The organism is Bradyrhizobium sp. NAS80.1, from assembly GCF_001908205.1.
GTDB lineage: Bacteria > Pseudomonadota > Alphaproteobacteria > Rhizobiales > Xanthobacteraceae > Bradyrhizobium.
This window is the reverse complement of the sequence record NZ_LGHL01000169.1, coordinates 1-22,922: the sequence shown is the minus strand read 5'-3', so window position 1 is coordinate 22,922 and position 22,922 is coordinate 1. Positions and strand designations below refer to the sequence as shown.

19 protein-coding genes and 1 pseudogene are annotated in these 22,922 nt (G+C 64.0%); 10 read left to right on the top strand and 10 right to left on the bottom strand.

What is annotated here, in order from left to right:
* On the bottom strand, positions 1-672 hold a 672-nt coding region (locus AC629_RS33040; protein WP_084808993.1), incomplete at its 3' end, for a LysR family transcriptional regulator.
* A 98-nt stretch (positions 673-770) separates the two neighbouring features.
* Between AC629_RS33040 and AC629_RS33035 the strand changes: the two genes are divergently transcribed.
* From AC629_RS33035 to AC629_RS32995, 9 genes and pseudogenes are all read left to right on the top strand, one after another.
* Complete coding sequence (locus AC629_RS33035; RefSeq protein ID WP_084808994.1) at positions 771-1,952, top strand: MFS transporter; 1,182 nt, start codon at positions 771-773, stop codon at positions 1,950-1,952.
* Positions 1,953-1,962: 10 nt separating this feature from the next.
* Entirely contained in the window at positions 1,963-2,997 is a 1,035-nt protein-coding gene (locus AC629_RS33030; RefSeq protein WP_084808992.1) for an aldo/keto reductase, read from the top strand.
* 124 nt (positions 2,998-3,121) lie between these two features.
* A pseudogene (locus tag AC629_RS33025) lies at positions 3,122-4,709 on the top strand (amidase family protein).
* 225 nt (positions 4,710-4,934) lie between these two features.
* On the top strand, positions 4,935-6,233 hold the full coding sequence (locus AC629_RS33020; protein WP_084808990.1) for an O-acetylhomoserine aminocarboxypropyltransferase/cysteine synthase family protein: 1,299 nt from the start codon (positions 4,935-4,937) through the stop codon (positions 6,231-6,233).
* Between the two features lie 12 nt (positions 6,234-6,245).
* Positions 6,246-7,289, top strand: a complete 1,044-nt coding sequence (gene metA, locus AC629_RS33015; RefSeq protein ID WP_084808989.1) for a homoserine O-succinyltransferase MetA — start codon at positions 6,246-6,248, stop codon at positions 7,287-7,289.
* Between the two features lie 63 nt (positions 7,290-7,352).
* Positions 7,353-8,096 carry a polysaccharide deacetylase family protein gene (locus AC629_RS33010; protein WP_084808988.1) on the top strand — a complete coding sequence of 248 codons (744 nt, stop codon included), beginning with the start codon at positions 7,353-7,355 and terminating at the stop codon, positions 8,094-8,096.
* Positions 8,097-8,273: 177 nt separating this feature from the next.
* On the top strand, positions 8,274-8,816 hold the full coding sequence (locus AC629_RS33005; RefSeq protein ID WP_084808987.1) for a tripartite tricarboxylate transporter TctB family protein: 543 nt from the start codon (positions 8,274-8,276) through the stop codon (positions 8,814-8,816).
* Positions 8,817-8,827: 11 nt separating this feature from the next.
* A complete protein-coding gene (locus AC629_RS33000) occupies positions 8,828-10,345 on the top strand; it encodes a tripartite tricarboxylate transporter permease (RefSeq protein ID WP_084808986.1) in 1,518 nt (505 codons plus the stop codon).
* A 208-nt stretch (positions 10,346-10,553) separates the two neighbouring features.
* Positions 10,554-11,363 carry an LOG family protein gene (locus AC629_RS32995; protein ID WP_084808985.1) on the top strand — a complete coding sequence of 270 codons (810 nt, stop codon included), beginning with the start codon at positions 10,554-10,556 and terminating at the stop codon, positions 11,361-11,363.
* Positions 11,364-11,435: 72 nt separating this feature from the next.
* Here the strand turns inward: AC629_RS32995 and AC629_RS32990 are convergent, their stop codons facing one another.
* Together AC629_RS32990 and AC629_RS32985 are read right to left on the bottom strand one after the other, a co-directional pair.
* Positions 11,436-12,629 carry a CaiB/BaiF CoA transferase family protein gene (locus tag AC629_RS32990; RefSeq protein ID WP_084808984.1) on the bottom strand — a complete coding sequence of 398 codons (1,194 nt, stop codon included), beginning with the start codon at positions 12,627-12,629 and terminating at the stop codon, positions 11,436-11,438.
* Between the two features lie 145 nt (positions 12,630-12,774).
* Positions 12,775-13,053 carry a hypothetical protein gene (locus tag AC629_RS32985; protein WP_084808983.1) on the bottom strand — a complete coding sequence of 93 codons (279 nt, stop codon included), beginning with the start codon at positions 13,051-13,053 and terminating at the stop codon, positions 12,775-12,777.
* A gap of 149 nt (positions 13,054-13,202) precedes the next feature.
* On the opposite strand from AC629_RS32985, the gene AC629_RS32980 reads away from it, so the two are divergent.
* Positions 13,203-14,726 (top strand): MATE family efflux transporter, encoded by a 1,524-nt coding sequence (locus tag AC629_RS32980; RefSeq protein ID WP_084808982.1) that lies wholly within the window; start codon positions 13,203-13,205, stop codon positions 14,724-14,726.
* A 146-nt stretch (positions 14,727-14,872) separates the two neighbouring features.
* Here AC629_RS32980 and AC629_RS32975 read toward each other — a convergent pair whose 3' ends face one another.
* The 7 genes from AC629_RS32975 to AC629_RS32940 all read right to left on the bottom strand — a co-directional run bounded on the left by AC629_RS32975 (position 14,873) and on the right by AC629_RS32940 (position 22,832).
* Positions 14,873-16,084: a glycosyltransferase gene (locus AC629_RS32975; RefSeq protein ID WP_084808981.1), complete on the bottom strand. Its 1,212-nt coding sequence runs from the start codon at positions 16,082-16,084 to the stop codon at positions 14,873-14,875.
* Positions 16,081-16,848 carry a class I SAM-dependent DNA methyltransferase gene (locus tag AC629_RS32970; RefSeq protein ID WP_084808980.1) on the bottom strand — a complete coding sequence of 256 codons (768 nt, stop codon included), beginning with the start codon at positions 16,846-16,848 and terminating at the stop codon, positions 16,081-16,083. The genes AC629_RS32975 and AC629_RS32970 overlap by 4 nt, the downstream gene beginning before the upstream one ends.
* Entirely contained in the window at positions 16,845-17,966 is a 1,122-nt protein-coding gene (locus AC629_RS32965) for a DegT/DnrJ/EryC1/StrS family aminotransferase (protein ID WP_084808979.1), read from the bottom strand. The genes AC629_RS32970 and AC629_RS32965 overlap by 4 nt, the downstream gene beginning before the upstream one ends.
* A complete protein-coding gene (locus AC629_RS32960) occupies positions 17,963-18,409 on the bottom strand; it encodes a cupin domain-containing protein (protein WP_084808978.1) in 447 nt (148 codons plus the stop codon). Before AC629_RS32960 ends, AC629_RS32965 begins: the two co-directional genes overlap by 4 nt.
* A 117-nt stretch (positions 18,410-18,526) precedes the next feature.
* Positions 18,527-19,435, bottom strand: coding sequence for a CgeB family protein (locus AC629_RS32955; RefSeq protein WP_245332062.1), 909 nt, complete (start codon positions 19,433-19,435; stop codon positions 18,527-18,529).
* A 938-nt stretch (positions 19,436-20,373) separates the two neighbouring features.
* Positions 20,374-21,249, bottom strand: coding sequence for an NAD-dependent epimerase/dehydratase family protein (locus tag AC629_RS32945; protein WP_084808976.1), 876 nt, complete (start codon positions 21,247-21,249; stop codon positions 20,374-20,376).
* 425 nt (positions 21,250-21,674) lie between these two features.
* Positions 21,675-22,832 (bottom strand): IS630 family transposase, encoded by a 1,158-nt coding sequence (locus tag AC629_RS32940; RefSeq protein ID WP_084808975.1) that lies wholly within the window; start codon positions 22,830-22,832, stop codon positions 21,675-21,677.
* Between the last annotated feature and the right edge of the window lie 90 nt (positions 22,833-22,922).

The following is a 22,922-nucleotide window of genomic DNA, read 5'->3' as shown; positions in this document are numbered from 1 at the left end:
GACGCGCGCGGCCGGCAGCGGCACGGCCTCCTCGGTGTGGTCGCCGCGCTTGAACGGCCAGCCGCGGATCGAGCGCGGAAAGGTCCAGCCGATGCCGCGATGATCGGCGAGATCCGCCGGCGTCTTTGGCGTGCCGTAGCGTGAGAGATAATTCGGCGCGCCGACCACGACCATGCGACTGGTGCCGAGTTTTCGCGCGACGAGACGGGAGGCGCGCAAGGGGCCGACGCGGATGGCGACATCGGCACGCTCTTGCATCAGGTCGACCAGCGTGTCGGTCAACACGAGATCGAGCGTCACGTCGGGATGCTGTTCGAGGAAGCGCGGGATCAGCGGCATCACGTGCAGCATGCCGAAGGGGATGTTGCTATTGACCGTGAGGCGGCCGCGCGGCGTGGCGCCGGATGCCGCCTCCCGTTCGGCCTCCTCCATCTCGGTGAGGATGCGCACGGCGCGCTGATAGAAGGCCTGGCCTTCCTCCGTCAGCGTGAGCTTGCGCGTGGTGCGGTTGATCAGCCGCGAGCCGAGCCGCGCCTCCAGCCGCGAGATCAGCTTGCTGACGCCCGACGGGGTCAGGCGCAGTTTTCGCGCGGCCGGGGTGAATCCGCCGAGGTCGACGACGCGGGCGAAAACCTCCATCTCGGCGGAGCGGTTGGTGTCGAAATGGGCCATGTTGAATTCACGTCACAAATGATTGGATTGCGGACATCCTAATCGTTTTGCCGGCGTGCGGCTATCTGCGTGGCTCGTTCCTCGCATCGGAGCCTCGCATGCCTCCCGCCGTCCTCGCGCTCACCGCTGGTGCCTTCGGCATCGGCACCACCGAATTCATCATCATGGGCCTGTTGCTCCAGGTCGCTGCCGACATGCACGTCTCGGTGCCGGTCGCGGGTCTGCTCATCTCCGGCTATGCGCTCGGCGTCTTCGTCGGCGCGCCGGTCCTGACCCTGGCGACGCGGCGGATGCCGCGGAAAACCGTGCTGCTCGCGCTGATGGCGATCTTTACGCTCGGCAATGCGGCGTGTGCGCTCGCTCCCAACTACGAATTGCTGATGGCCGCACGGGTGCTGACCTCGCTCGCCCATGGCACCTTCTTTGGCGTCGGTTCGGTGGTGGCGACCAGCCTGGTCGCCGAAGACAAGCGGGCGTCGGCGATTGCCACCATGTTCATTGGACTGACGGTCGCAACGCTCCTAGGTGTGCCGTTCGGCGCCTGGTTCGGCCTGATGCTCGGCTGGCGCGCGGCGTTCTGGGCGGTGACGGTGATCGGCGTCATTGCCTTTGCGGTGGTGGCGACGCTCGTGCCTGGCCATGTCGGCAATGGCGACAAGCCGATCTCGCTCGCCGAGGAAGTGGCGGTGCTTGGCCGTCCGCAGGTGCTGCTCGGCCTCGCCATGACCGTGTTTGGCTTCGCCGGCCTGTTCGTGGTCTTCACCTATATCCAGCCGATCCTGACGCGGTTCACCGGCTTCTCGGAAGCGGCGGTCTCGCCGATCCTGCTGGTGTTCGGCGTTGGGCTGGCGATCGGCAATGTCGCCGGCGGCAAGCTCGCCGACCGCGGCCTTGCGCGCGCGCTGATAGGCACGCTCGCCGCGCTCGCCATCGCGCTGCTCGGCCTTGCCGTCATGCTGTCGGTCAAGATCGCTGCCATCGCGCTGATCCTGCTGCTCGGCATCGCCGCCTTCGCGACGGTCGCGCCGCTCCAGCTTCGCGTGCTGGAAGCGGCCGGCCCTAGCGGCCGCACGCTCGCATCGAGCCTCAACATCGCCGCCTTCAATCTCGGCAACGCCCTCGGTGCCTGGGCCGGCGGTCTCACCATCGATCGCGGGCTCGGCCTCTCTGCGTTGCCGCTGGTCGCCGCCGGCATCACGGCGGTGGGTCTCGTGCTAGCGCTGTGGAGCCTGCAACTCGACCGCACGCAGGACGCCGTGGCGGCGTGCCCGGCAGAATAGGAGTACGATCATGGAATACCGCAATCTCGGCGCCTCCGGACTCAAGGTTCCCGTCCTCAGCTTCGGCACCGGCACGTTCGGCGGGCAGGGCCCGCTGTTCTCGGCCTGGGGCCGCAGCGGCACCGAGGAGGCGCGCAGGCTGGTCGACATCTGCCTCGACGCCGGCATCAACCTGTTTGACAGTGCTGACGTCTATTCGAACGGTGCGTCCGAGGAGATTCTTGGCGCGGCGATCACGGGCCGGCGCGACAAGGTGCTGATTTCCACCAAGATGAGCCTGCCAATGGGCGACGGTCCGCTCGATGCCGGTTCATCGCGGTACCGCTTGATCGCCTCGGTCGAATCCGCGCTACGGCGGCTTGGCACCGACCATATCGACCTATTGCAGCTTCACGCTTTCGATGCCTTCACGCCGATCGAGGAGGTGCTGTCGACGCTCGATACGCTCGTCCGCGCCGGCAAGCTGCGTTATGTCGGCGTCTCCAACTTCGCGGGCTGGCAGCTGATGAAGTCGCTCGCCGTCGCCGACCGGCACGGCTGGCCGCGCTATGTCGCGCATCAGGTCTACTACTCGCTGCTCGGCCGCGACTATGAGTCGGAGCTGATGCCGCTGGCGCGCGATCAGGGCGTCGGCGCGCTGGTGTGGAGCCCGCTCGGCTGGGGCCGGCTCACCGGCAAGATCCGGCGCGGTCAGCCGCTGCCGCACAACAGCCGCCTGCACGCGACCGCGCAGTTCGGCCCGCCGGTGGACGACGAGCGCCTCTATGCCATTGTCGATGTGCTGGATGCGATCGCCGCGGAGACCGGCCGCACCGTGCCGCAGGTCGCGATCGCCTGGCTGCTGGCGCGCCCGACAGTGTCCTCCGTGATCATCGGTGCTCGCGACGAGGCGCAGCTGCGCGACAATCTCGGTGCGGTCGGCTGGTCGCTGAGCCCCACGCAGATCAAGCGTCTGGACGAGATCAGCGCCGTGATGCCGCCTTACCCCTATTATCCTTATCGCATCCAGGAGGGCTTTTCGCGGCTGAATCCACCGTTGGTGTGAGTCGCAACGATCACTGACAATCGGTCGCGTCGGTCCTTCACGCCAACGCGCCATGCAGAAAACGCCGCTGTACACGCCTCATTGCCCTCCGTAACCTCCGCTGTGCAAATTCAGGAGATGCGACGTGGCGAAGAAGACAGCGACCAAGAAAAAAAAGTCCTTCGAAGAAAGTAGCGAAGACATCCAGCAAGAAGACCCCGGCCGGCAGGGGTGCCGTCGCGAGGACGGCCAAGAAGGCGGCCAAGCAGACGGTCAAGAAAGCCGCACCGCGCAAATCAGCCTCGGCACGCCGCCCCAAGGGGCCGGCCTGGCAATGGTCGGCGGTCGAGACCGCGGCCGCAATCCGCTCCGGCGCAATCTCCGCGGTCGAGACCGTCGAGGCGCATCTCGAGCGGATGCGCGCGGTCAATCCGAGGCTCAATGCGGTCGTCGTCGATCTCTCGGAAGAGGCGCTTGCTGCTGCGCATGCGGCCGACAAGCTGCGCGCCAAGGGCGGCGAGCTGGGCCTCCTGCACGGCGTACCTGTGACCATCAAGGAAAACGTCGATTACGAAGGCCGGCCGAATTTCAACGGCGTTCCCGCCAACAAGGACCTCGTCGCGCCGTCGGATTCGCCTGTTGTCCGCAACCTGAAGAAGGCCGGCGCGATCGTCATCGGGCTCACCAACACGCCGGAATTCTCCTTCCGCGGCTTCACTGACAATCCCCTGCACGGGCTGACGCTGAATCCATGGAATCCGAACATCACCTGCGGCGGCTCCTCGGGCGGTGCGGGTTCGGCGGTTGCGGCCGGCATCGGCACCATCGCCCATGGCAACGACATCGGCGGCTCGCTGCGCTGGCCGGCGCATTGCAACGGCATTGCCACCATCAAGCCGACGCAGGGCCGCATCCCAGCCTTCAACGGAAGCGCAACCGCGGAGCGGCCGATGCTGGCGCATCTGATGTCGGCGCAGGGGCCGCTCGCCCGCCACGTCGCCGACGTTCGCCTCGCGCTGGAGGTGATGAGCCAGCGCGATCCGCGCGATCCCTGGTGGGTGCCGGCGCCGCTGGTCGGACCGAAGCCGAAGGGCCCGATCAAGGTCGCGCTGGCAAAAATTCCTGATGACATGGACGTCGATCCGCACGTAGCGGCGGCCCTGCGTCAGGCCGCCGATCATCTGGAGCGCGCCGGCTATCGGGTCAGCGAGGTCGATGTCCCCGACATCAACGGCGTCTGGCAGACCTGGTGTGACATCATCACCAACGAGACCGTGGTGATGCAGGAGGCCGGCATGCTCAAGGTCGCGTCCGAGGACTTTCATAAGGCCTGGGGCGGCATGAAGACCAAGGCCAGCGTGCTCGATCTCAAGGCCTGGATGCAGGCGACCGCCGCGCGCAACGGCCATATCCGCGCCTGGCAATTATTCTTCGAGGAATATCCGGTCGTCCTGGCGCCGACCACGGTGAAGCCGACGCCGGGACCGCGTGAGGACACCGTGAGCGCCGAGCGCGCCCGCGAAATCTTCTGGGGCGAGATCCGCTTCATCTCCGCGATCAACGTGCTGGGCCTGCCAGGCGCGGTGGTGCCGGTGGCGCTGCATGACGGCAAGCCGATCGGCGTGCAGCTCATCGCCGGGCGCTATCGCGAAGATCTCGCGCTCGATGCGGCGGCCGCCATCGAGAAGCGCGCCGGCGTGCTCACCCATCGTCTCTGGGAGACGATGGCCTGAATCTGCTCGCGGGTTTCGCGCGTCATGCGCGAAGCCCGCGAGCGTTCATTAATCCAAATTGACTCAAAACTTAGCCAATTCGCCAGCAAGCATTAGGGTTACTTCCTCGATCTCTATGCGAATTATGGTCCGCTTTACCACCCGCCTCTAACACGAGGACGGCGGACAACGCACATGCCTCATACAGGCCAATAAGTGCGGCCCGCTCCACGCGGAGGTGGCACGATGCGCAACGAGACGATGGCTATTCACGCCGGCTACGAACCCGAAGCCACCACGCACGCGGTTGCCGTGCCGATCTACCAGACTGCGGCCTACGCTTTCGACTGCGCCGATCACGGTGCGGCGCTCTTCAATCTCGAGGCCGAAGGGTTTCGCTACAGCCGTATCGCCAATCCGACCAGCGCCGTGCTGGAGAAGCGCATCAGCCAGCTCGAGGGCGGTGTCGGCGCGCTTGCGGTCGCGACCGGCCAGGCAGCGCTGCATTTCGCCTTCGTTAACGTCGCTGACCACGGCGGCAACATCGTTTCCGTGCCGCAGCTCTACGGCACCACGCACACGCTGCTCTCGCACATCCTGCCGCGGCAGGGCATCACGGGCCGCTTTGCCGAGAGCGACAAGCCCGAGGCGATCGAGAGGCTGATCGACGAGAACACCCGCGCCGTGTTCGCCGAGACCATCGGCAATCCCGCCGGCAATGTCTGCGATATCGAGGCGCTGGCCAAGATCGCGCATGCGCATGGCGTGCCGCTGATCGTCGACAACACGGTCGCGACCCCGATCCTGCTCAAGCCGTTCGACTACGGCGCCGATATCGCCGTGCACTCGCTGACCAAGTTTCTGGGTGGCCACGGCACCACGCTCGGCGGCACCATCGTCGATTCCGGAAACTTTCCGTGGGCCAAGCACGCTGACCGCTTCCCGGCCTACAACAAGCCCGACACCTCGTATCACGGCCTCGTCTATGCCGAACGCTTCGGCAGGACCGCCTATATCGAGCGCGCGCGCAGCGTCTATCAGCGGACGATGGGTTCGGTGCTGTCGCCGTTCAACGCCTTCCTGCTGCTCCAGGGCATCGAGACCGTGGCGCTGCGCATGGAGCGTCACGTCGAGAACGCCCGAAAGGTCGCCGAATTCCTCCGCAAGGATCCGCGCGTCGCCTGGGTCAACTACACCGGTTTCCCGGACAGCCCATACTATCCGCTGGTGCAGAAATATCTGGACGGTAACGCCTCCTCGCTGTTCACCTTCGGTATCAAGGGCGGCATGGAAGCCGGCAAGACCTTCTACGATGCGCTCAAGCTGATCACCCGCCTCGTCAATATCGGCGATGCCAAGTCACTGGCCTGCCATCCGGCCTCGACCACGCACCGTCAGATGTCCGCAGAGCAGCAGCGTGTCGCCGGCGTGCTGCCGGAGACGATCCGCCTCTCGATCGGCATCGAGCATTCCGCCGATATCATCGAGGATATCGACCAGGCACTGGACAAGGCTTGTCCGTCGCGCCTGCAGGCCGCGGAGTAGGCATCAGGGCCGATGAGCATCTTGATCGACAGGGATCAAGGTATATCGAGCCCGGCGCTGGTGCCGGCCGATAGCGATCTCGCGCGCGATCACACCGGGCCCGAACTGACCATCGGGCTGATCAACAACATGCCTGATCCGGCGCTGAAGGCCACCGAGCGGCAGTTCATGAAGCTGCTCCAGGCCGCCGCGGGACCGCGCCGCATCCGCTTCCACTGCTTCTCGCTGCCATCGGTGAAGCGCTCGCCCGAAGCGAAGTGGCATGTCGAGAGTGAATATTCGGAACTCACCGAGCTCAGGCGCCACAAGTTCGACGGGTTGATCGTGACCGGCGCCGAGCCGCTTGCACCCGATCTCGACCAGGAACCGTACTGGCGCGATCTCACCGAGCTCATCGACTGGGCCAGGGTCAACACACGTTCGACGATCTGGTCGTGCCTCGCCGCGCACGCTGCGGTGCTGCATCTCGACCGCATCGAACGGCGGCGGCTTCCGGCCAAGTGCCACGGTGTCTTCGACTGCGACGCCGTTGCGAGCGATTCGCTAACGGGCGCCGCGCCAGCGCCGCTCAAGGTCTCGCATTCGCGCCTGAATGAGATCACCGAGGCTGACCTCACGCAGTCCGGCTATCAGGTGCTGACACGCTCGGCCCTGGCCGGCGTCGATATCTTCGTCCGGCAATATGCCAGCCGCTTCGTGTTCTTCCAGGGCCACCCCGAGTACGATGCGCTGTCGCTCCAGCGCGAATATCTGCGCGACATTGGTCGCTATCTCGCGCGCGAGCGGGAGAGCTATCCCGCGGTGCCCGTGAGTTATTTTGACGCGGCGACGGAAGAAAAGCTCGCGCGATTCGAAAGACGGGCAAAGCACGAGCGGCATCCGGCGATCACCAACGACCTTCCCTCGCTGAATTTGCGCGCCGATATCGCGGCCGGCAGCGCCGCCGCGGCGCTGTTCAGCAACTGGCTGCAATATCTTGGCGCGGAAGCCGACGCCTCGGTCCTTGCGCGCTCAACCAAGGTGCGTAGCTCTCATGTTAGGACTAACGAAGTGTGATGCTTGCCTCGGGCAACACACGAATGCTTGAGTGAAGGGGCGGGGCAAACAGGAAATGCGGTCGTGTGGTCGGCACTCCAGGGACGCGTGAGCAATCGGCTGGCCCGGCATTTCCACGCCGCGCCGCACCGCCTGCCTGCGCATGCGCCGATGGTGAGCTTCACCTTCGACGACGCTCCTGATAGCGCGGCCGGCCAGGGCGCCGAGCTTATCGAGAAGCATGGCGGCCGCGGCACGTATTACATCGCCGGCAGTCTGATCGACCGTCCATCGGACCATTGGCACGGCCTGTCGAACGACGCCATCGTGCGGCTTCACCGCGCCGGCCACGAGATTGGCTGCCACACCTTCTCGCACCAGAGCGCGCCCAATCTCGACGAAGCGGCCATGGCCCGCGAGATCGAACGGAACCGCAATCATTTCCGCGATATCGATTCCTCGATCACGCTCGAGAACTTTGCCTATCCGTACGGCCTCGCCTCGGTCCGGCGCAAGCCGCAGCTCGCCAGGACCTTCCGCTCGGCGCGCGGCATCCTTCCCGGCGTCAATCGCGACGTCATCGATCTCCAGCTGCTGCGCGCATCGCCCCTTGTTGACCGCGACATCGACACGGCAGGTGTGGATCGTTACTTCGACGAGGCGGTCGCGAGCGGCGGCTGGCTGATCTTCTACGGCCATGACGTCGTCGATGCGCCGAGCCCCTACGGCTGTACCCCGAACCTGCTGCGCCACGCGCTGGAGGCCGCCGGGAAGCGCAACATGCCGATCGTGACGGTCGCCGAGGCACTGCGAAGGATTGGGGCGTAGTTTCCTCACCTCTCCCCGCTTGCGGGGAGAGGCCGGATCGCATCGCTAGATGCGATCCGGGTGAGGGGGACTCTCCACGAGTCCACCTGCCACCTCCCTCGCGGAGACTCCCCCTCACCCCAACCCCTCTCCCCGCAAGCGGGGAGAGGGGGAATTGAACGCGGTTCGTCCCTAACCATGTCCCAAACCGATCTTGAAATCGTCGTCGACGATCCGACCGCTCCCGAAGACGACTCGCCCGCCGTCGTCAGCTCCGGCACGATCGAGATCATCGTCTGCCTGCTGCTGTTCGCACTTGCCGTCATGCTCGGCTACGATAACTGGCGCACCGGCGCGTCCTGGGATTCGACCGGGCCTGAGCCTGGCTATTTCCCGTTCTACCTCTCTGTCATCCTTGGCGGCGGCAGCCTCTACGGTCTGGTTGCGGCGCTCATCACTCATCGCGAGGCAGCTCAGACCTTCGTCACGCGCGCGCAAGCGCGCCGCGTGATGGCGGTGTTCGTGCCGACGCTGCTGTTCTGCCTGGTGACGCAGTTCCTCGGCCTCTATGTCGCGAGCTTCCTGCTGATCGCAGGCTTCATGCGCCTCGTCGGCAAGATCGCGCTGTGGAAGTCGCTGCTCACCGCCTTCCTGTTCACGGCGATCATGTTCGTTACATTCGACGTCGCCTTTGACGTCATCATGCCGAAGGGGCCGCTGGAAGCGGCTTTCGGCTACTAGGCGGTTTCGCGATGGAAGCTTTTGGTCTCCTGCTTCACGGCTTCGCCGTTCTGCTGACGTGGAAGACGCTCGTGCTGATGATGGTCGGGCTGGTGCTCGGCATCTTCGTCGGCGTGCTGCCCGGGCTCGGCGGCCCCAACGGTGTGGCGATCCTGTTGCCGCTCACTTTCACGATGGATCCGACCTCGGCAATCGTGATGCTGTCCTGCATCTACTGGGGCGCGCTGTTCGGCGGCGCAATCACCTCGATCCTGTTCAACATTCCCGGCGAAGCCTGGTCGGTCGCGACCACTTTCGACGGCTATCCGATGGCGCAGCAGGGCAGGGCGGCGGAGGCGCTGACCGCGGCGTTCACGTCCTCCTTCATTGGCTCGCTGGTCGCGGTGCTCCTGATCACCTTCCTTGCGCCGATGATTTCGTCCTTTGCATTGAAGTTCGGCCCGCCCGAGTTCTTCGCGGTTTATCTCCTGACATTCTGCTCCTTCGTCGGCCTCGGCCGCGAGCCCAAGCACAAGACCGTCATCTCGATGTCGCTGGGGCTCCTGCTCGCGGGCGTCGGCATGGATACCGTATCGGGCCAGTTGCGCATGACCTTCGGGTCGGCCGAGCTGCTCCGCGGCATCAACTTCCTTGTCGCCGTCATCGGCCTGTTTGGCATCAGCGAGATCCTGCTGACGATGGAGGAGCGGCTGGCGCTGCGCGGCCACGCGGCGAGCATTTCGCTGCGCGTCGTGCTGAGCGTCTGGAAGGACCTGCCGAAATACTGGGTGACGCTGCTGCGCTCCTCCTTCATCGGCTGCTGGCTCGGCATCACCCCGGGCGGCGCGATCGCGGCGTCCTTCATGGGCTACAATCTCGCCAAGCGCTTCGCCAGGGATCCCGAGAGCTTTGGCAAGGGCCGCATCGAGGGCGTGTTCGCGCCGGAGACGGCGGCGCATGCTTCCGGCACCTCGGCGCTACTGCCGATGCTGGCGCTCGGCATTCCAGGCTCCGGCACCGCGGCGATCCTGCTCGGTGGCCTAATGGTGTGGGGGCTCAATCCGGGCCCGCTGCTGTTCGTCGAACACAAGGATTTCGTCTGGGGCCTGATCGCCTCGATGTATCTCGGCAACGTCGTCGGCCTTGTGCTGGTGCTGACGACGGTGCCGATCTTCGCCTCGATCCTGCGTGTGCCGTTCGCCGCGGTGGCGCCGATGATCGTGGTGTCCTGCGCGATCGGCGCCTATGCCATCCAGAACGCGATGTTCGACATCTGGCTGATGCTGGGTTTCGGTGTCGTCGGCTACGTCTTCAAGAAGATCGGCATTCCGCTGGCGCCGTTCACCCTGGCGCTCGTGCTCGGCAGCCGCGCCGAGGATGCCTTCCGCCTGTCGATGATCGGCTCTGGCGGCGACCTCAAGGTGCTCTGGTCGAACGGTTTGGTCGGCTCGATCACCACGCTGGCGATCGCGCTGCTGTTTTGGCCTGTCATCGACGGTTTGCTCGCCCGCGTCGGATGGACACAGCGAGCCAGGCCTGTGCCGCGCTAGACTAAACGCACCATCGCCTCGGCCAGGAGACGCGGTACCCTCCAGGAGGGTACCGCAACCAAGAGCCTGGGCCTGATCAGCCGTAGAAATTGCTAGCACCGGGCAACGCGCGCGGAGCCATCTTCTGATAAATTCGATGAAGATGACGCCGCCGGAATAACCGACGGCAGCGTTCCGTGTCCAGGATAGGCCGAAGGACAATACCGATATGAACGACCAGACTACGCCTCATGGTTCGCGCAGCACCCTCCTTGCCGTTGAAGATACCGAGTTTCTGCTTCGCGATGAGATGCGATCGATCCGCTTCGCCCTGGAATATGCCAAGGCCGAGCTCGCCCTGCGGGATTGGGGGATTCGTTCGACCATCATCGTCTTCGGCAGTGCGCGTGTGCCGTCGCCGGAGAAGGCCGCGGCGGCGCGTGAAGCGGCGCACACCGACGCCGAAAAGGCGCGGGCGGAAAAGTTGCAGCAGCAATCGGAATTTTACCGGATCGCGCGGGAATTTGGTCGTATCGCTTCTGAGCGCGGCGGCGCTTTCGATCCAAAGAATAGATGGCGCGACAATGTCATCGCGACCGGCGGAGGTCCCGGTATCATGGAGGCGGCCAACCGGGGCGCGTCGGACGTCGGTGCACCAACGATTGGCTTCAACATTACTCTGCCGCACGAACAGGCGCCCAACCCCTATATTACGCCGGAGCTTAGCTTCCGCTTTCACTACTTCGCAATGCGCAAGATGCATCTGGCCATGCGCGCAAACGCCCTGGCCATTTTCCCCGGCGGATTCGGGACCCTGGACGAGATGTTCGAGGTAATGACATTGCAGCAAACCCAGAAGGCGCCGCCGACACCGATCGTGCTCTTCGGCGAGAGCTACTGGCGCAGGATCATCAACTTCGAGGCTCTTGTGGAGGAGGGGATGATTTCCGCGTCCGATCTCGGCCTCGTCGAATTTGCGGAGACCGCGGAAGACGGGTGGGCTTCCTTGAAGCGCCGTGGCTTGCGAGCCACAGCGTGAGCCCGGCTAGCTAGGAAGGAGCAGAGCCCGGCCTTGAGCCGGGCTTTTCGTTGGAGACGTTGAGCGAAGCGCTCACACCACCTTGGCGTTCCTGAGGCCGGTAATCTCGTCGGCGCCGAAACCGAACTCCTTCAGGACCTCCTGCGTCTGCTCGCCGAATTCAGGCGGCCGCGCCACCATCTTGCTGGGCGTACGCGACAGCGTCACGGGCTGGCCGACTAAGCGGATATGGCGGTCTTCGTCGTTCGGCACGTCTTGCGCGATGCCGAGATGCTTGACCTGAGCGTCCTCGAACATCTGGTCGATGGCGTAGATCGGCCCGCAGGGCACGCCGGCCTCGTTGAGTTCACGGACCCAGGTCTCGGTCGACTTCGTCACGGTGCGCTTCTCGATCTCGGCGTTGAGCGCGTCGCGGTTCTTGGAGCGGGAAGGCGCGGTCGCATAATCTGGATGGCTGTAGAGTTCAGGCGCGCCAATCGCCTGCGCGCACCGCTCCCAGATCCGCCCGCCGGTCGTGGCGATGTTGATGTAGCCGTCCGAGGTCCTGAACACGCCGGTCGGAATGCTGGTCGGGTGGTTGTTGCCGGCCTGCTTGGCGACCTCCTTCTCCATCAGCCAGCGCGCGGCCTGGAAGTCGAGCATGAAGATTTGCGCCTGGAGCAGCGAGGTCTGCACCCACTGGCCTTTGCCGGAGACTTCGCGCTCGAGCAGCGCGGTGAGGATGCCCATGGCGCAGAACAGGCCCGCGGTGAGGTCGGCGACGGGGATGCCGACCCGCATCGGGCCTTCGCCCGGCGCGCCGGTGATCGACATCAGCCCGCCCATCCCTTGCGCGATCTGATCGAAGCCCGGCCGCTTGTGATAGGGGCCGTCCTGGCCGAAGCCGGAGATGCTGCCATAGACGATGCGCGGGTTGATCTCGCGCAGGCTCTCATAGTCGATGCCGAGCTTCTTCTTCACGTCGGGCCGGAAATTCTCGACCACGACGTCGGCCCTGGCGGCGAGGCGCTTGAACACGGCAAGCCCGCGCTCATCCTTCAGGTTCAGTGTCATCGCGCGCTTGTTGCGGTGCAAATTCTGGAAGTCCGACCCCCGCCGCGGCCCGCCCGGCTGCTCGCCCCCGGCATCCTCGGTCAGCGCGTCGATCTTGACGACATTGGCGCCCCAATCCGCGAGCTGCCGCACGCAGGTCGGCCCGGACCGGACCCGGGTCAGATCGAGCACGGTGAAGCGGGACAGGGCTTCCGAGGCATGCGGGAAGGGCATCGTGATGGGCTCCGGGGCAGATTGCCGGCCTACCATAGTGCCGAAAGATCATGCGGCAAGACACCATGGGGCAGGTCTGGGCCGGCGCGGATGACGCCTGTCGAAGTGCAGGGCCTGACGGGATTGCTGCACTGCGCAAACCGGGTCAGCGCGACAGGCGCTTCAGCTCGGCGCGGGCCTGCTCGGCCAGCGCGTCATCGCCGTGGCGCGCAATGAAGAGCTCGAACGCCTCCAGCGTTCCCTTCCGGCGGGCGGCTTCGTACTCCTCCGCCACCGCGGCGGAAGGATCGCGGGCCATTGGCATGGAGGGGGCGTGTGCCGCCTTACCGCTTTCCTTGCCGCCGTCGTCCGCATTGGCTTTCCCGACCATGACAGGCTGTTCTCCCATGGGCAGATGATCCGGCCCCGCGAGCACCCCGGACATTTCACTCTCCACTGAAGCCAGTGGACGGCCTTATGGTGCGGCAGGGCGAGCGGAACGACGTCCGTTTCGTCACGGTGGTCAATTGGCGCCGTCTGGGTTAAGCGGTTGAGCTGTGCTCCTCATCACGGACATTGCAGCGTGGGAATCTCATGAACGTGACTGGCCGTCTACGCCGGCTCATCCACGGCTGGTCGGCGAACCTGGTCCAGATGCTGCTCGCCCTGACCCAACAGCTTCTCCTCATTCCCGCGTTCCTGCATTTCTGGAGCAGTGACAGGCTTGCGGCTTGGCTCGCGCTCTATGCGGCCGGAGGCCTCGTCGTCGTCGCCGATGCCGGCCTGCAGCTTCGTACCATCAACCGCTTTCTTGCCTTCAAGTCCTGCGTCGATTGCGACGGACGCACGGCGAGCTTTTACGCACGCATGAGGCGGATCTATCTGGGGATCGTCGTCGTACTCGGCGTGTTGCTGACCGCGGGCACCGAGCTGTTTCCGCCCGCTTCAGTTCTCGGATTTCACGCGACGCCAACTTTCGACACCGCGATGCTCGTGATGACCGTAGGCCCGCTGCTCGCCCTGCCGGCCAATCTCGTCTCCGGCCTCTATCGGGTGCGCGGCAAATACAGTCGCGCCGTCTGGTCGCAAAATGTCGCGCTGCTGCTCGGCCAGATCGGGCAGCTCATCGCAGTTGCCTGGTTCGGCAGCCTGCTCGCGGTTGCGATCGCCTACATCGCGGCGCAGATCCTGTTCGCGCTGTTCCTGACCGTCTACGACGCGCCACGCCAGTTGCCGTTCCTGCAGCGCGGCCGCTCGACCACATCCCCGTCCTGGCGATGGAGCGCTGGGCAGTTCGGCCTTGCGCTTCCGTTCGCCATTGCCAATCTGACCGAGCTCGCGCTTGTCAACGCGCCGATGCTGCTGGTCAGCGCGATGATCGCCGATCGTGTGGCGGTGGCGCAATGGGGCCTGATCCGCGTGATCTCCAGCTTCCTGCGAGGCATCTGCGGCCAGATCACGTTGCCGATCGGCGCGGAGCTCGGCCACGATTATGCGATCGGCGACACGGTGCGGCTGCGCGGGCTCTATGCCTATGGATCGCTGTTCGTCACCGCCGTGGCCAGCCTGATCGTCGGCGGACTGTTGCCGTTCTGGCCGGACTTCTTCGCGCTGTGGACGCATGGCAGCATTCCGAACGATGCCGCGCTCACCGTCACGCTGCTGATAGGCTCCGCCGTCGTCGCGCCCTCGCTGATGGCATTCGTCTTCGCCAATCACAGCAACCGGGGTGATCTCCTGGTCCGGACCAAGGGAGTGCAACTGATCGCCTTCCTGATCCTCTCGGCCCTGCTGATCCCCCGGCTCGGTCCGCTCGGTGCCGCAATCGCGATCGTGGCGAGCGACCTCTTGACCCAGTTCGGAATCCTGACGCTCGTCATCATACGCCAGACGCTCGCCCATCCGCTCCGCCACATGCTGGTCCTGATCGCGGTCATGGTCACGATCATTCTCGGCGGATGGGGGCTCGGATTGGGGATCCGCGCCATGGTGCCGGGAACGGGGCTGCTCCGCTTCCTGGCGGAGTGCGCGATCTGGCTTGCGGTCGTTGCCGTCGCGGCGAGCCCGCTCCTGATGGGGCGGGTACGCAAGCGGGTGCTGGCGGCTGTGCCGAACTAAAGCGCGATGAGATTGGGATGAATCGTCATCGCGCTTTAGGTTGTTGTTCGAGCATGATCTTTCCGGAAAACCGCTGCGCACTTTTCCGGATCATGCTTTAGGGCATTCGGCCGGCGGCCCTTCCGGCTCCGTCATTGCCGCGGACGTCAGTAGATCTGAGGGTAGCGGCGATATCGCAGCCGAATCAGGTGCCGGGCGAGCTGCTGGTGCCCCTCGTCGATCCGCCCGGCGAAATAGGCAAGTCTTTCCTTGCCCGCGATGGCGAGCCGGGCGCGCTCTTCGGCCGAGCCGACCTTGACGATGGCCTTGGCGAGCGATGCGGGATCGTCGTAGTCGAACAGGATAGCGGCATCGCCCGCCTGAGCCTTGAAGGCTTCCGGATAGATCACTGCCGTGCCCACCGCCCACGCCTCCAACGGCGGCAGATTAGTCGGGCCGAAATAGGTGGCCATGACAAGTGCGTTGGCGCCGCGATAGAGGGCGCCAAGCTCGACGGAGGGAACGAAGCCGAGCATGCGAACGGAATCGCCGAGGCCATGCTGCGCGACCAGCGCCTCGAACGCGGCGCGCGCGCCGGGATCGGAGCCGCACAGCACCAGCGTGTGCCGCTCACCCTGGTCCCTGAGCAGGCGCATCGCGAGCAGAATCGTCGCGTGGTTCTTGTGCGACCAGAATTGCGCCGGATAGAACAGATAGCCGGGCTCGAGGCCGTATTTTTTGAGGATCGCGGCGTCGTCGGCCTCGCCGGTCGTGCCTGATCGCGACACATAGAGCGACGGGGAGAACGGGATGCAGACGGCGTGGTCGCGTTCCATGGCGTAGCGCCGGCACAGCATGTCGATCAGTTCGTCGGCGTTGGTGATGACCACCGCGGCCTTGGTGACGGCGCTGCGCCACACGATGTCGCGCCGCTCGAACTGGGCAAACTCGCGCACCTCGTCGAACTCAGGGCTGTCGCGAAAGCAGCCGTCGAAAATCGTGATGATGAACGGCAGCTTGTAGAGCGCAAGGTTCCAGTTTGACGTGGTGGTGAAGTAGACGATGTCGACGCCGGCGCTGCTCAGCTTTTTCTCGAACGGTGCGCAGACGCGCATGGCGTATTGCAGCAGATCGAATGGTCCCAGATATTTGAGGAACAGGAACAGGCGGTCGAGCCAGCCGAGCTTGAGATACACGCTGTTGATGCCGAGATCGGCAAGGATTGCGACGTTGTCGGGCAGCGTCGTGAATACGGTAACGTCCAGATCGGCGGTCTTTGCCCAGTCGCGCATCCACAGAATGTCGGTGAGCGACTGCTGAAAACCTCCGCCCACGTCGAGCGGCAGCTCGAGGAAAATGCCGACGTGATAGCGTTTCACGGCCGCGCGGCCTTTCTCGCGATCGAATAGGCGGCCCAGTCCTTCGCGTTCGGCGCGGCGTCGGAGAGCCAGGCATGGCTGTCGGCCGGCTCGAACCCACAAAGTCTGAGCGAGGCTTCAACCTCGAAGGGGAACCAGTAGCGCATGCGATGGGTCTCGTCGACGCGCCGGATCGTCGAGCTATCGGTGTCTTCGCAGAACAGGGTGTAGTTCACGAGCACCGTCGCTTTCGGCTCGTCATGCTCCGATTGCGCGATCCGGGTCAGACGCAGCGGTGCCTGCTCGATGACCTTGACGCGCGTCTCCACGCCTTGGGCCAGCACGGCGCCGCCGTACCAGTAGTCGAAGAAGAACACTCCGCCGGGCTTCAACGCCGCGCAAGCGGTGCGGAAAAGTGCCTCCAGCTGCTTATGGTCGTTCTGATAGCTTGCGACGTGAAACAGCGACACGACCGCGTCACAGTCGCGCTCCGGACCGGCTTCGCAGGCGTCACCCTGCCGGAAGGGAATCTTCAGACCGGCCTGCGCGGCGCGCGCGCTCGCCCTGGCTATCATGTCGGCGCTGAGATCGACTCCGGCGACTTCCCAGCCGCGGCGCGCGAATTCGATCGCATGCACGCCCGTGCCGCAGCCGAGATCGAGAAGTTTGCCCGACGGGATGCCGTGGTCGCGCAAACGGCCTTCGACGAAGTCGACCTCCGCGGCGTAATCCTTGTCCCGGTAGAGGAGGTCGTACCAGGGCGCGTAGTCCGCAAACACGCTCACGCCAGGATCTCCCTGAGCGCCTGAGCGGACCGGGCGATCTCGTCGTCGGTCAGCGCCAGCCCGCTCGGCAGATAGAAGCCGCGGCGGGCAATGCGCTCCGCGATCGGATGCTGTTCGTTCAACATGAAGCCCATGCGCCGCAGCACCGGTTGCTCGTGCATGCACCAGAAGAACGGCCGCGTGCCGATGCCCTTCTCAGCCAGACGTCGCATCGCCTCCTTGGCATCGAAGGGGACGTCGTCGTTCAGGACGACGCCATAGACCCAGTAGATGTTGTCGGCATAGTTGGTGCGGGGAACGGGGCGGCGGACGCGGTCGACGTTCTCGAGGTGGCTGTCGTAGAGGCGGCCGATGCGACGCTTGGTCTCGACGGTCTGCGGCAGGCGCTCGACCTGGGCGACGCCGAGCGCGGCCTGAAGGTTGGTCATGCGCGCGTTCCAGCCCAGCTCCTCATGGATGAAGCGCTGCTGCGGCTGGAAGCAAAGGTTGCGAAGGCTGGCGAGGCGATCGGCAAGCGCATCGTCGTCCGTGAGGATCATGCCACCTTCGCCGGTCGTGACGTGCTTGTTGGGATAGAAGCTGAAGGTCGAGACGTCGCCAAAGCTGCCGCAGGGCGCGCCGCGATAGGTCTGGCCGTGCATTTCGGCGGCGTCTTCGATCACCTTGAAGCCGCGCTTGCGCGCAAGCTCGAGGATCGGGTCGAGATCGACCGGCAGGCCGTAGATGTGGACCAGCATGATGGCGCGCGTGCGCGGCGTGATCGCTGCCTCGACGCCTTCGATCGTCATGTTCCAGGTTGTGGGATCGCAATCCACCGCAACGGGAATGAGGCCCGCCCTCACCACGGCCGCTGCGCAACTGATGATGGTGAAGGTCGGGATGATGACCTCGTCACCCGGCTCGAGACCCAGTGCATGGACGGCGATGTCGAGCGCGACGGAGCCATTGGTGACGGCAACGCCGTGTCGCCGTCCGGCGGCGCTCGCCATCGCTTCCTCGAAGCGCTTGATGAACGGGCCTTCCGACGAGATCCATCCGGTGCGGATGCACTCAGCGAGGTATTCGGTCTCTTTACCGTCGAGGAGCGGCGTGTTGACTGGAACGAAGGCAGGACTCACAGCGCAGGACCTTTGACCCGTATCTCGGACGCCGGTACCTCGGGAAAACGTGTCTTGTCGTTCTCACCGGCATACGGGCCTTGCTTGATCTCGAACATCTCGATCGGCTCGATGACGTGGAAGCCGTGCGCGCCGCTGCTGAGCAGGATGATGTCGCCGGCGCCAAGCATGCGGCTCTCCAGATATTCCTCGGCCTCGGTGTAGAAATCGACCTGCAGCTTGCCCTTCTGGATGAGAAGGACTTCCTGCGTAAAATGGACCTCCCGCGTCACCTTGTTATGACGATGGGGGGCAATGCTCTTGCCCTGCGGATGGCTCATGAAGGCGAGCTGCTGCGAGAGTTCGGGCGAGGAGAAGAAGGTGATGCCCGGCTCGCGGAACGAGGCGCGAACGATGATCGCGTAGAGCTGCTCGCCGAATCTGACATGTTCGACGTGTTCCATCCGGGCCCTCAACAAAAACGCTGGAATTATAGTGACATAGCGTCCCTATGTGCGTCACATTGGCTATTTTGGCCCGCACCGTCAAGGGCGGAGGGCTCGCGCCGCGACGCGCCGGTTTCAACCCGTAAGGCGAAGGATGTCGTCGATCCGCTGCCTGAACGTGTGGGTCGAAAGCGTCCGCGCCTGGCCTGCCGCGGCGATCGCGTCGCGGTCGTCATCGTTTGCCAGATAACGATCGATCATCGAAAGGCAGTCGTCGACAGAGCGCCAGGCAGCGACCTCGCGGCCTTCGTCGAATAGGGTGTGAAGATTGTCCTTGAAGTCGGTCAGGAGGAAGGTCCCGACGCCGGTCGCCTCGAACAGGCGCGCGTTGCCGGCCTCGCGGCCGGCTTGGTCGATATGCGAGTTGAGCGTTACGCGCGAGGCCCGAAGCGCCTGGTACATCTCCACGCCCCAGACCTCGCCCTGATAGCAGCGGTGCAGCGGCGAGGAGGCGGGCAGCGTATGTAGGCCGCTGCCGAACAGCTTCAGATCGTAACGGCGGGCGACCGCCTCGAGCTGCGCCACCCGCTGCTGGTGATCGGCCGAGATCGCGCCAACGAACGACACGTCGATGTTGCGCGGCGGCGCGGGCGGAAGGATGTCGAGGACCTCTGGCTCAAATGCCAGGTGGATCATCTCGGAGCGCGCGCCCTGGGCCCGGAAGGAATCGACCACGGCCGATATCTGCGAGATCAGGAGATCGTAGGCCGACCAGTCCTGGCCGCGCGACGGCAGGATGCCGACCTGGCCGAGCAGGATGGGGCGGCCGATCTGCTTGATACGGCGCGCCAAGCGCGCGTCGACGTGGAAGAGATCCTGGTTCAGTACGAGGTCCGGCTTTAATTCCTCGATCTGGGCCAGCAGGATCTGCTCCGACTGGGTGTCGAGGCGTGGGCTCAATCCGATCTTGCGCGCAAGCGGCCTCAGAACCGGCTTGAATGGCGCGACAGTGCGTTGCAGCCATCCGGGAACCGTGTCGCGCACGGTCGCGCCGGGCGGGGGGCGGTGGCGTCACATCGAGGCCGTGCTCGCGCGCCCAGGCCGTCTGCAGCCAGGCGTTGTTGACGTGGATGTTGGCCGCCGTGTGCCCGAGTTTCTCGAAATTGCGCGAGTAGAAATCGGCAACACCGAATAGACTGGCATTGCGCGCGGCCATTTGCGCCGCGTAAGGCGCGCCGGCAAGATCGGGGGCGCGACGGTACAGCCAGGCGAGGAAACGCGGATAGTCGGCGTTGAGGATGAGAACGCGCACGGTCTAGGTCTTGCTTACTCGTCAGCTTTTATTTCAACCCTATGATGACCAAACTAGTGCATCACCACTACCGGGGAGCCGAACTCGAATTTCCGCTTCGGCGAAGAGTAATGCAAGGCTGGCAAAGGCCACAAGGAAAAATAACCGACAAGGCGTCGCTAGTCTGTCTTACCGTCTTCAGAAGATGCTCGGCGTGGGCGCCTCTCGCAGCGGCAGATTTGCGCATGGCCTGGTGCTCTCTAGTGACAGTACGGATCCCATAACAAACGAATGATCGAATTGGTTGGTCAATCCTCAAAGGTGATGCGCTTTAGCAAGTCCACGGCCTCATCCAATTTAGAAAGTCACAAGTAGCCTCAAAACAACCGCTGTCGGATCGCCGACTTTTTCGGATCTCATGCTGCTCTTCCGGAATGAGCCCTCATCCAGGTCTTCTTCGATATCAGGCCGATGGAGAGCCACATTGTAAGCGTTGGCTCCGACGGTAAGGTCGTAAACCATCGGATACCGCGTCGGCCCGCCGTGCGGCAGGTGGAGGCCGTAGACGACCAAACATCCGTCCGTTAACCAACGAATGGCTACTTGTGTCAGAGCTTGAATAAAGTCGGATGGATCAAAGAAACCGTTCGGCCCGACGTAGGCGAAGATGCTCAGCGTAATCTCGCACTGATCATATTTCTAAGCTCTGGTTGATGAAGGTTGGATGAAAATCGCGAGGATGCCAACCGAAATCTCGTGCAGCGTCGCTTGAGTCGAATGCTAGATCCTCCGACATCCGGCTTCCCATCGCCGACGTCGCGCCGGGGAGGAAAAGTGCCGCAGTTGAAAACGCTAGCTTCCAGACCGGAATCGGCACGGAAATGGCCCGGCGGGGCAGGCCCACGCCGTCAAATACGCGCCCCACCATCTCGGCATAGCTGAGCGTCTCCCCGCCCGGAACGTTGTATATCTTTCGCGCCGTCTCCGGGGTGCGACTCACCTTCGCTGCCGCTTCGGCGAGATCATTGCCATGGACCGGCTGTCGCAATCCATTCCCCTTTCCGGCAAGGGGAAAGAAGTGGAAGCGCTGAATGAAATGGGCTATTCGCGTGACATTTTTATCGAGGCCTTCGACATAGATGAGTGTGGGTCGCAAGATCGTCCAAGCGATGTCGCGTTGCTCGCAGAATTCGATGAGCCGCTGCTCCCCCTCGATGAATTGCCGCGCGGCGGTCCGCTCGTGCTCGACCTTGGATTGCTGTTTGCTACTGGCACTGGTCGATGAAAATGCCACGATGCGGGTAACGTCATTCGCGACAAGAACGTCGAGGGATGCCGCGAATAGATGCAGCGGTCCGGTGGAATAGATCGTTGTGATCGGCGGAATCTTGTCGCGAAGTCCGTCAAGGTTTTGAAGATCAGCAGCAATCCATTTGCCCTGCGAACCGTTTTCCGGAGGACTTCTGCAGAGGCCGGACACGGTTGCCCCTCGTGCCGACAGTCCTTCCATGAGAAACCGTCCAACTAGGCTCGTTGCTCCAATGACGAGAGCATTTTCGTAGGACATCGTTGCCTGGAACCTTCTACATGTCTTCCATTGCCGCAGACCGTTTGATGTCGTCGCGCTAGGCTGTTTAACGTGGGGCGCGTGCTCAAGAAACCGATGTCTAAAGGAAGTGCGCCGATTTGGATCGCTATCAAGCTGGGCCCATAATCGCCGAATAAATCGTGTTGTGCAATTCTCAATTCAAACGGGGCACGGGCCAGCGTGCGCGGCTGGCGGCCTGGCTGTTTTGGCTGATCTGAGTTTGCCTGATACCTGTTTGGACCGTGTTTTTGACAGGGTTTACAGGGAGGCCCTGTTCGTCGCTGTCAATGCCGCCCTCTGGCTCTGGACGTTGCTCGTGTCCTATTCGCCAGCCAACCCATTGACCTCCTTGCACAATACATCCGAGAAAACAATGGCCGCCGCTTTCGAAGTTTGCGTTGCTCCTAGTATCTCGTCACAGAGGTTTTGACTCTTTGAGTTCGGCCTAATTTGGCGGCGGGTTTGGGGTAGGCACGGCCCATTTTGGCTCGGGCTTTTTCGGTTGTGAACATCCATTTGATGCGGGCGCGTTCGGCATTGCGCCGCTTCTGCCAGGCCGCGGTTTCGGCGACGAGCCGGGCGTAGCTGTCGATGCGCCGATCGAGGCATTGGCGGGCCAGGACGCCGATCTCGATCTCGACCTTGAGCCAGCTGGCATGCTTGGGGACGTAGTGGAACTCCAAACGGCGCAGTATGCGTCGTGCTTCGTCGGCCGAGAAGGTCTGGTACAGCGCGCCGGGTGAATGGGTCGACAGGTTGTCGAGCACCACGCGAATGCGCTCCGCTGCAGGATAATGCAGGTCGGTGAGTTCGCGCATGCAGGCGGCGAAGTCCTCTGCGGCCCGGCGCTCGGTGACCTTCACCTTGCGCCAGGGGCGGTTCACATCGAGGAAGACAAACAGGTTGGCCGTGCCGTTGCGCCGGTACTCGCAGTCGAAGCGCTCGAGCTGGCCCGGCTTGGCGGGGATCGGCTGGCGCACCTCGCCGATGAGTTGGATCGGGCTCTCGTCGAAGCAGACCACCGGGTGCTTCGGGTCGGGTGCCTCGGCATAGAGATCAAGCACATCCTCCATGCGGGCGACGTAGTCGGCATCGACTTGGGGAATGCACCACATATCCTTGCGCCATGGCTTCAAGTCGTTTTCGGCCAAACGCCGGCGCACGGTTTCCCGCGAGAGGCTGGCGTGCTCGGTGAGCCGGACCAGCTCACCGGCCAACAGCTCCAGCGTCCAACGCGCGCGCCCTGCGGGTGGATTCGAGCAGGCGGTCGCCACCAGCAGGGCTTCCTCCTTGCCGGTGAGCTTGCGCTCTGCTCCGGGGCGCGCGTCTTCGCTCAGCGCTCGCTCCAGGTTGCCTTCGACAAAGCGCCGCTTGGTCCGGTAGACCGTCGAGCCGCCAACCCCGACACTTGCGGCGATCTCCTCGTCGCCGATGCCAGCGTCGGCCGCCGGCAGGATCTGGGCTCGCTTGAGCTTGCGCGCCGCCTGCTTGCCACCGCTCATGAGGTGCATGAGTTCTGCGCGCTCGCTTTGGTTCAATTCGACCCGATGGCGTACATTCATCCGTGCCTCCTCGTGTTGAGGCACGGATCACCAGCTGAATCGGATGGCCGGCGTGAGTCGCTCGGGAAAAACCTTCACCGCCAAGCAGGG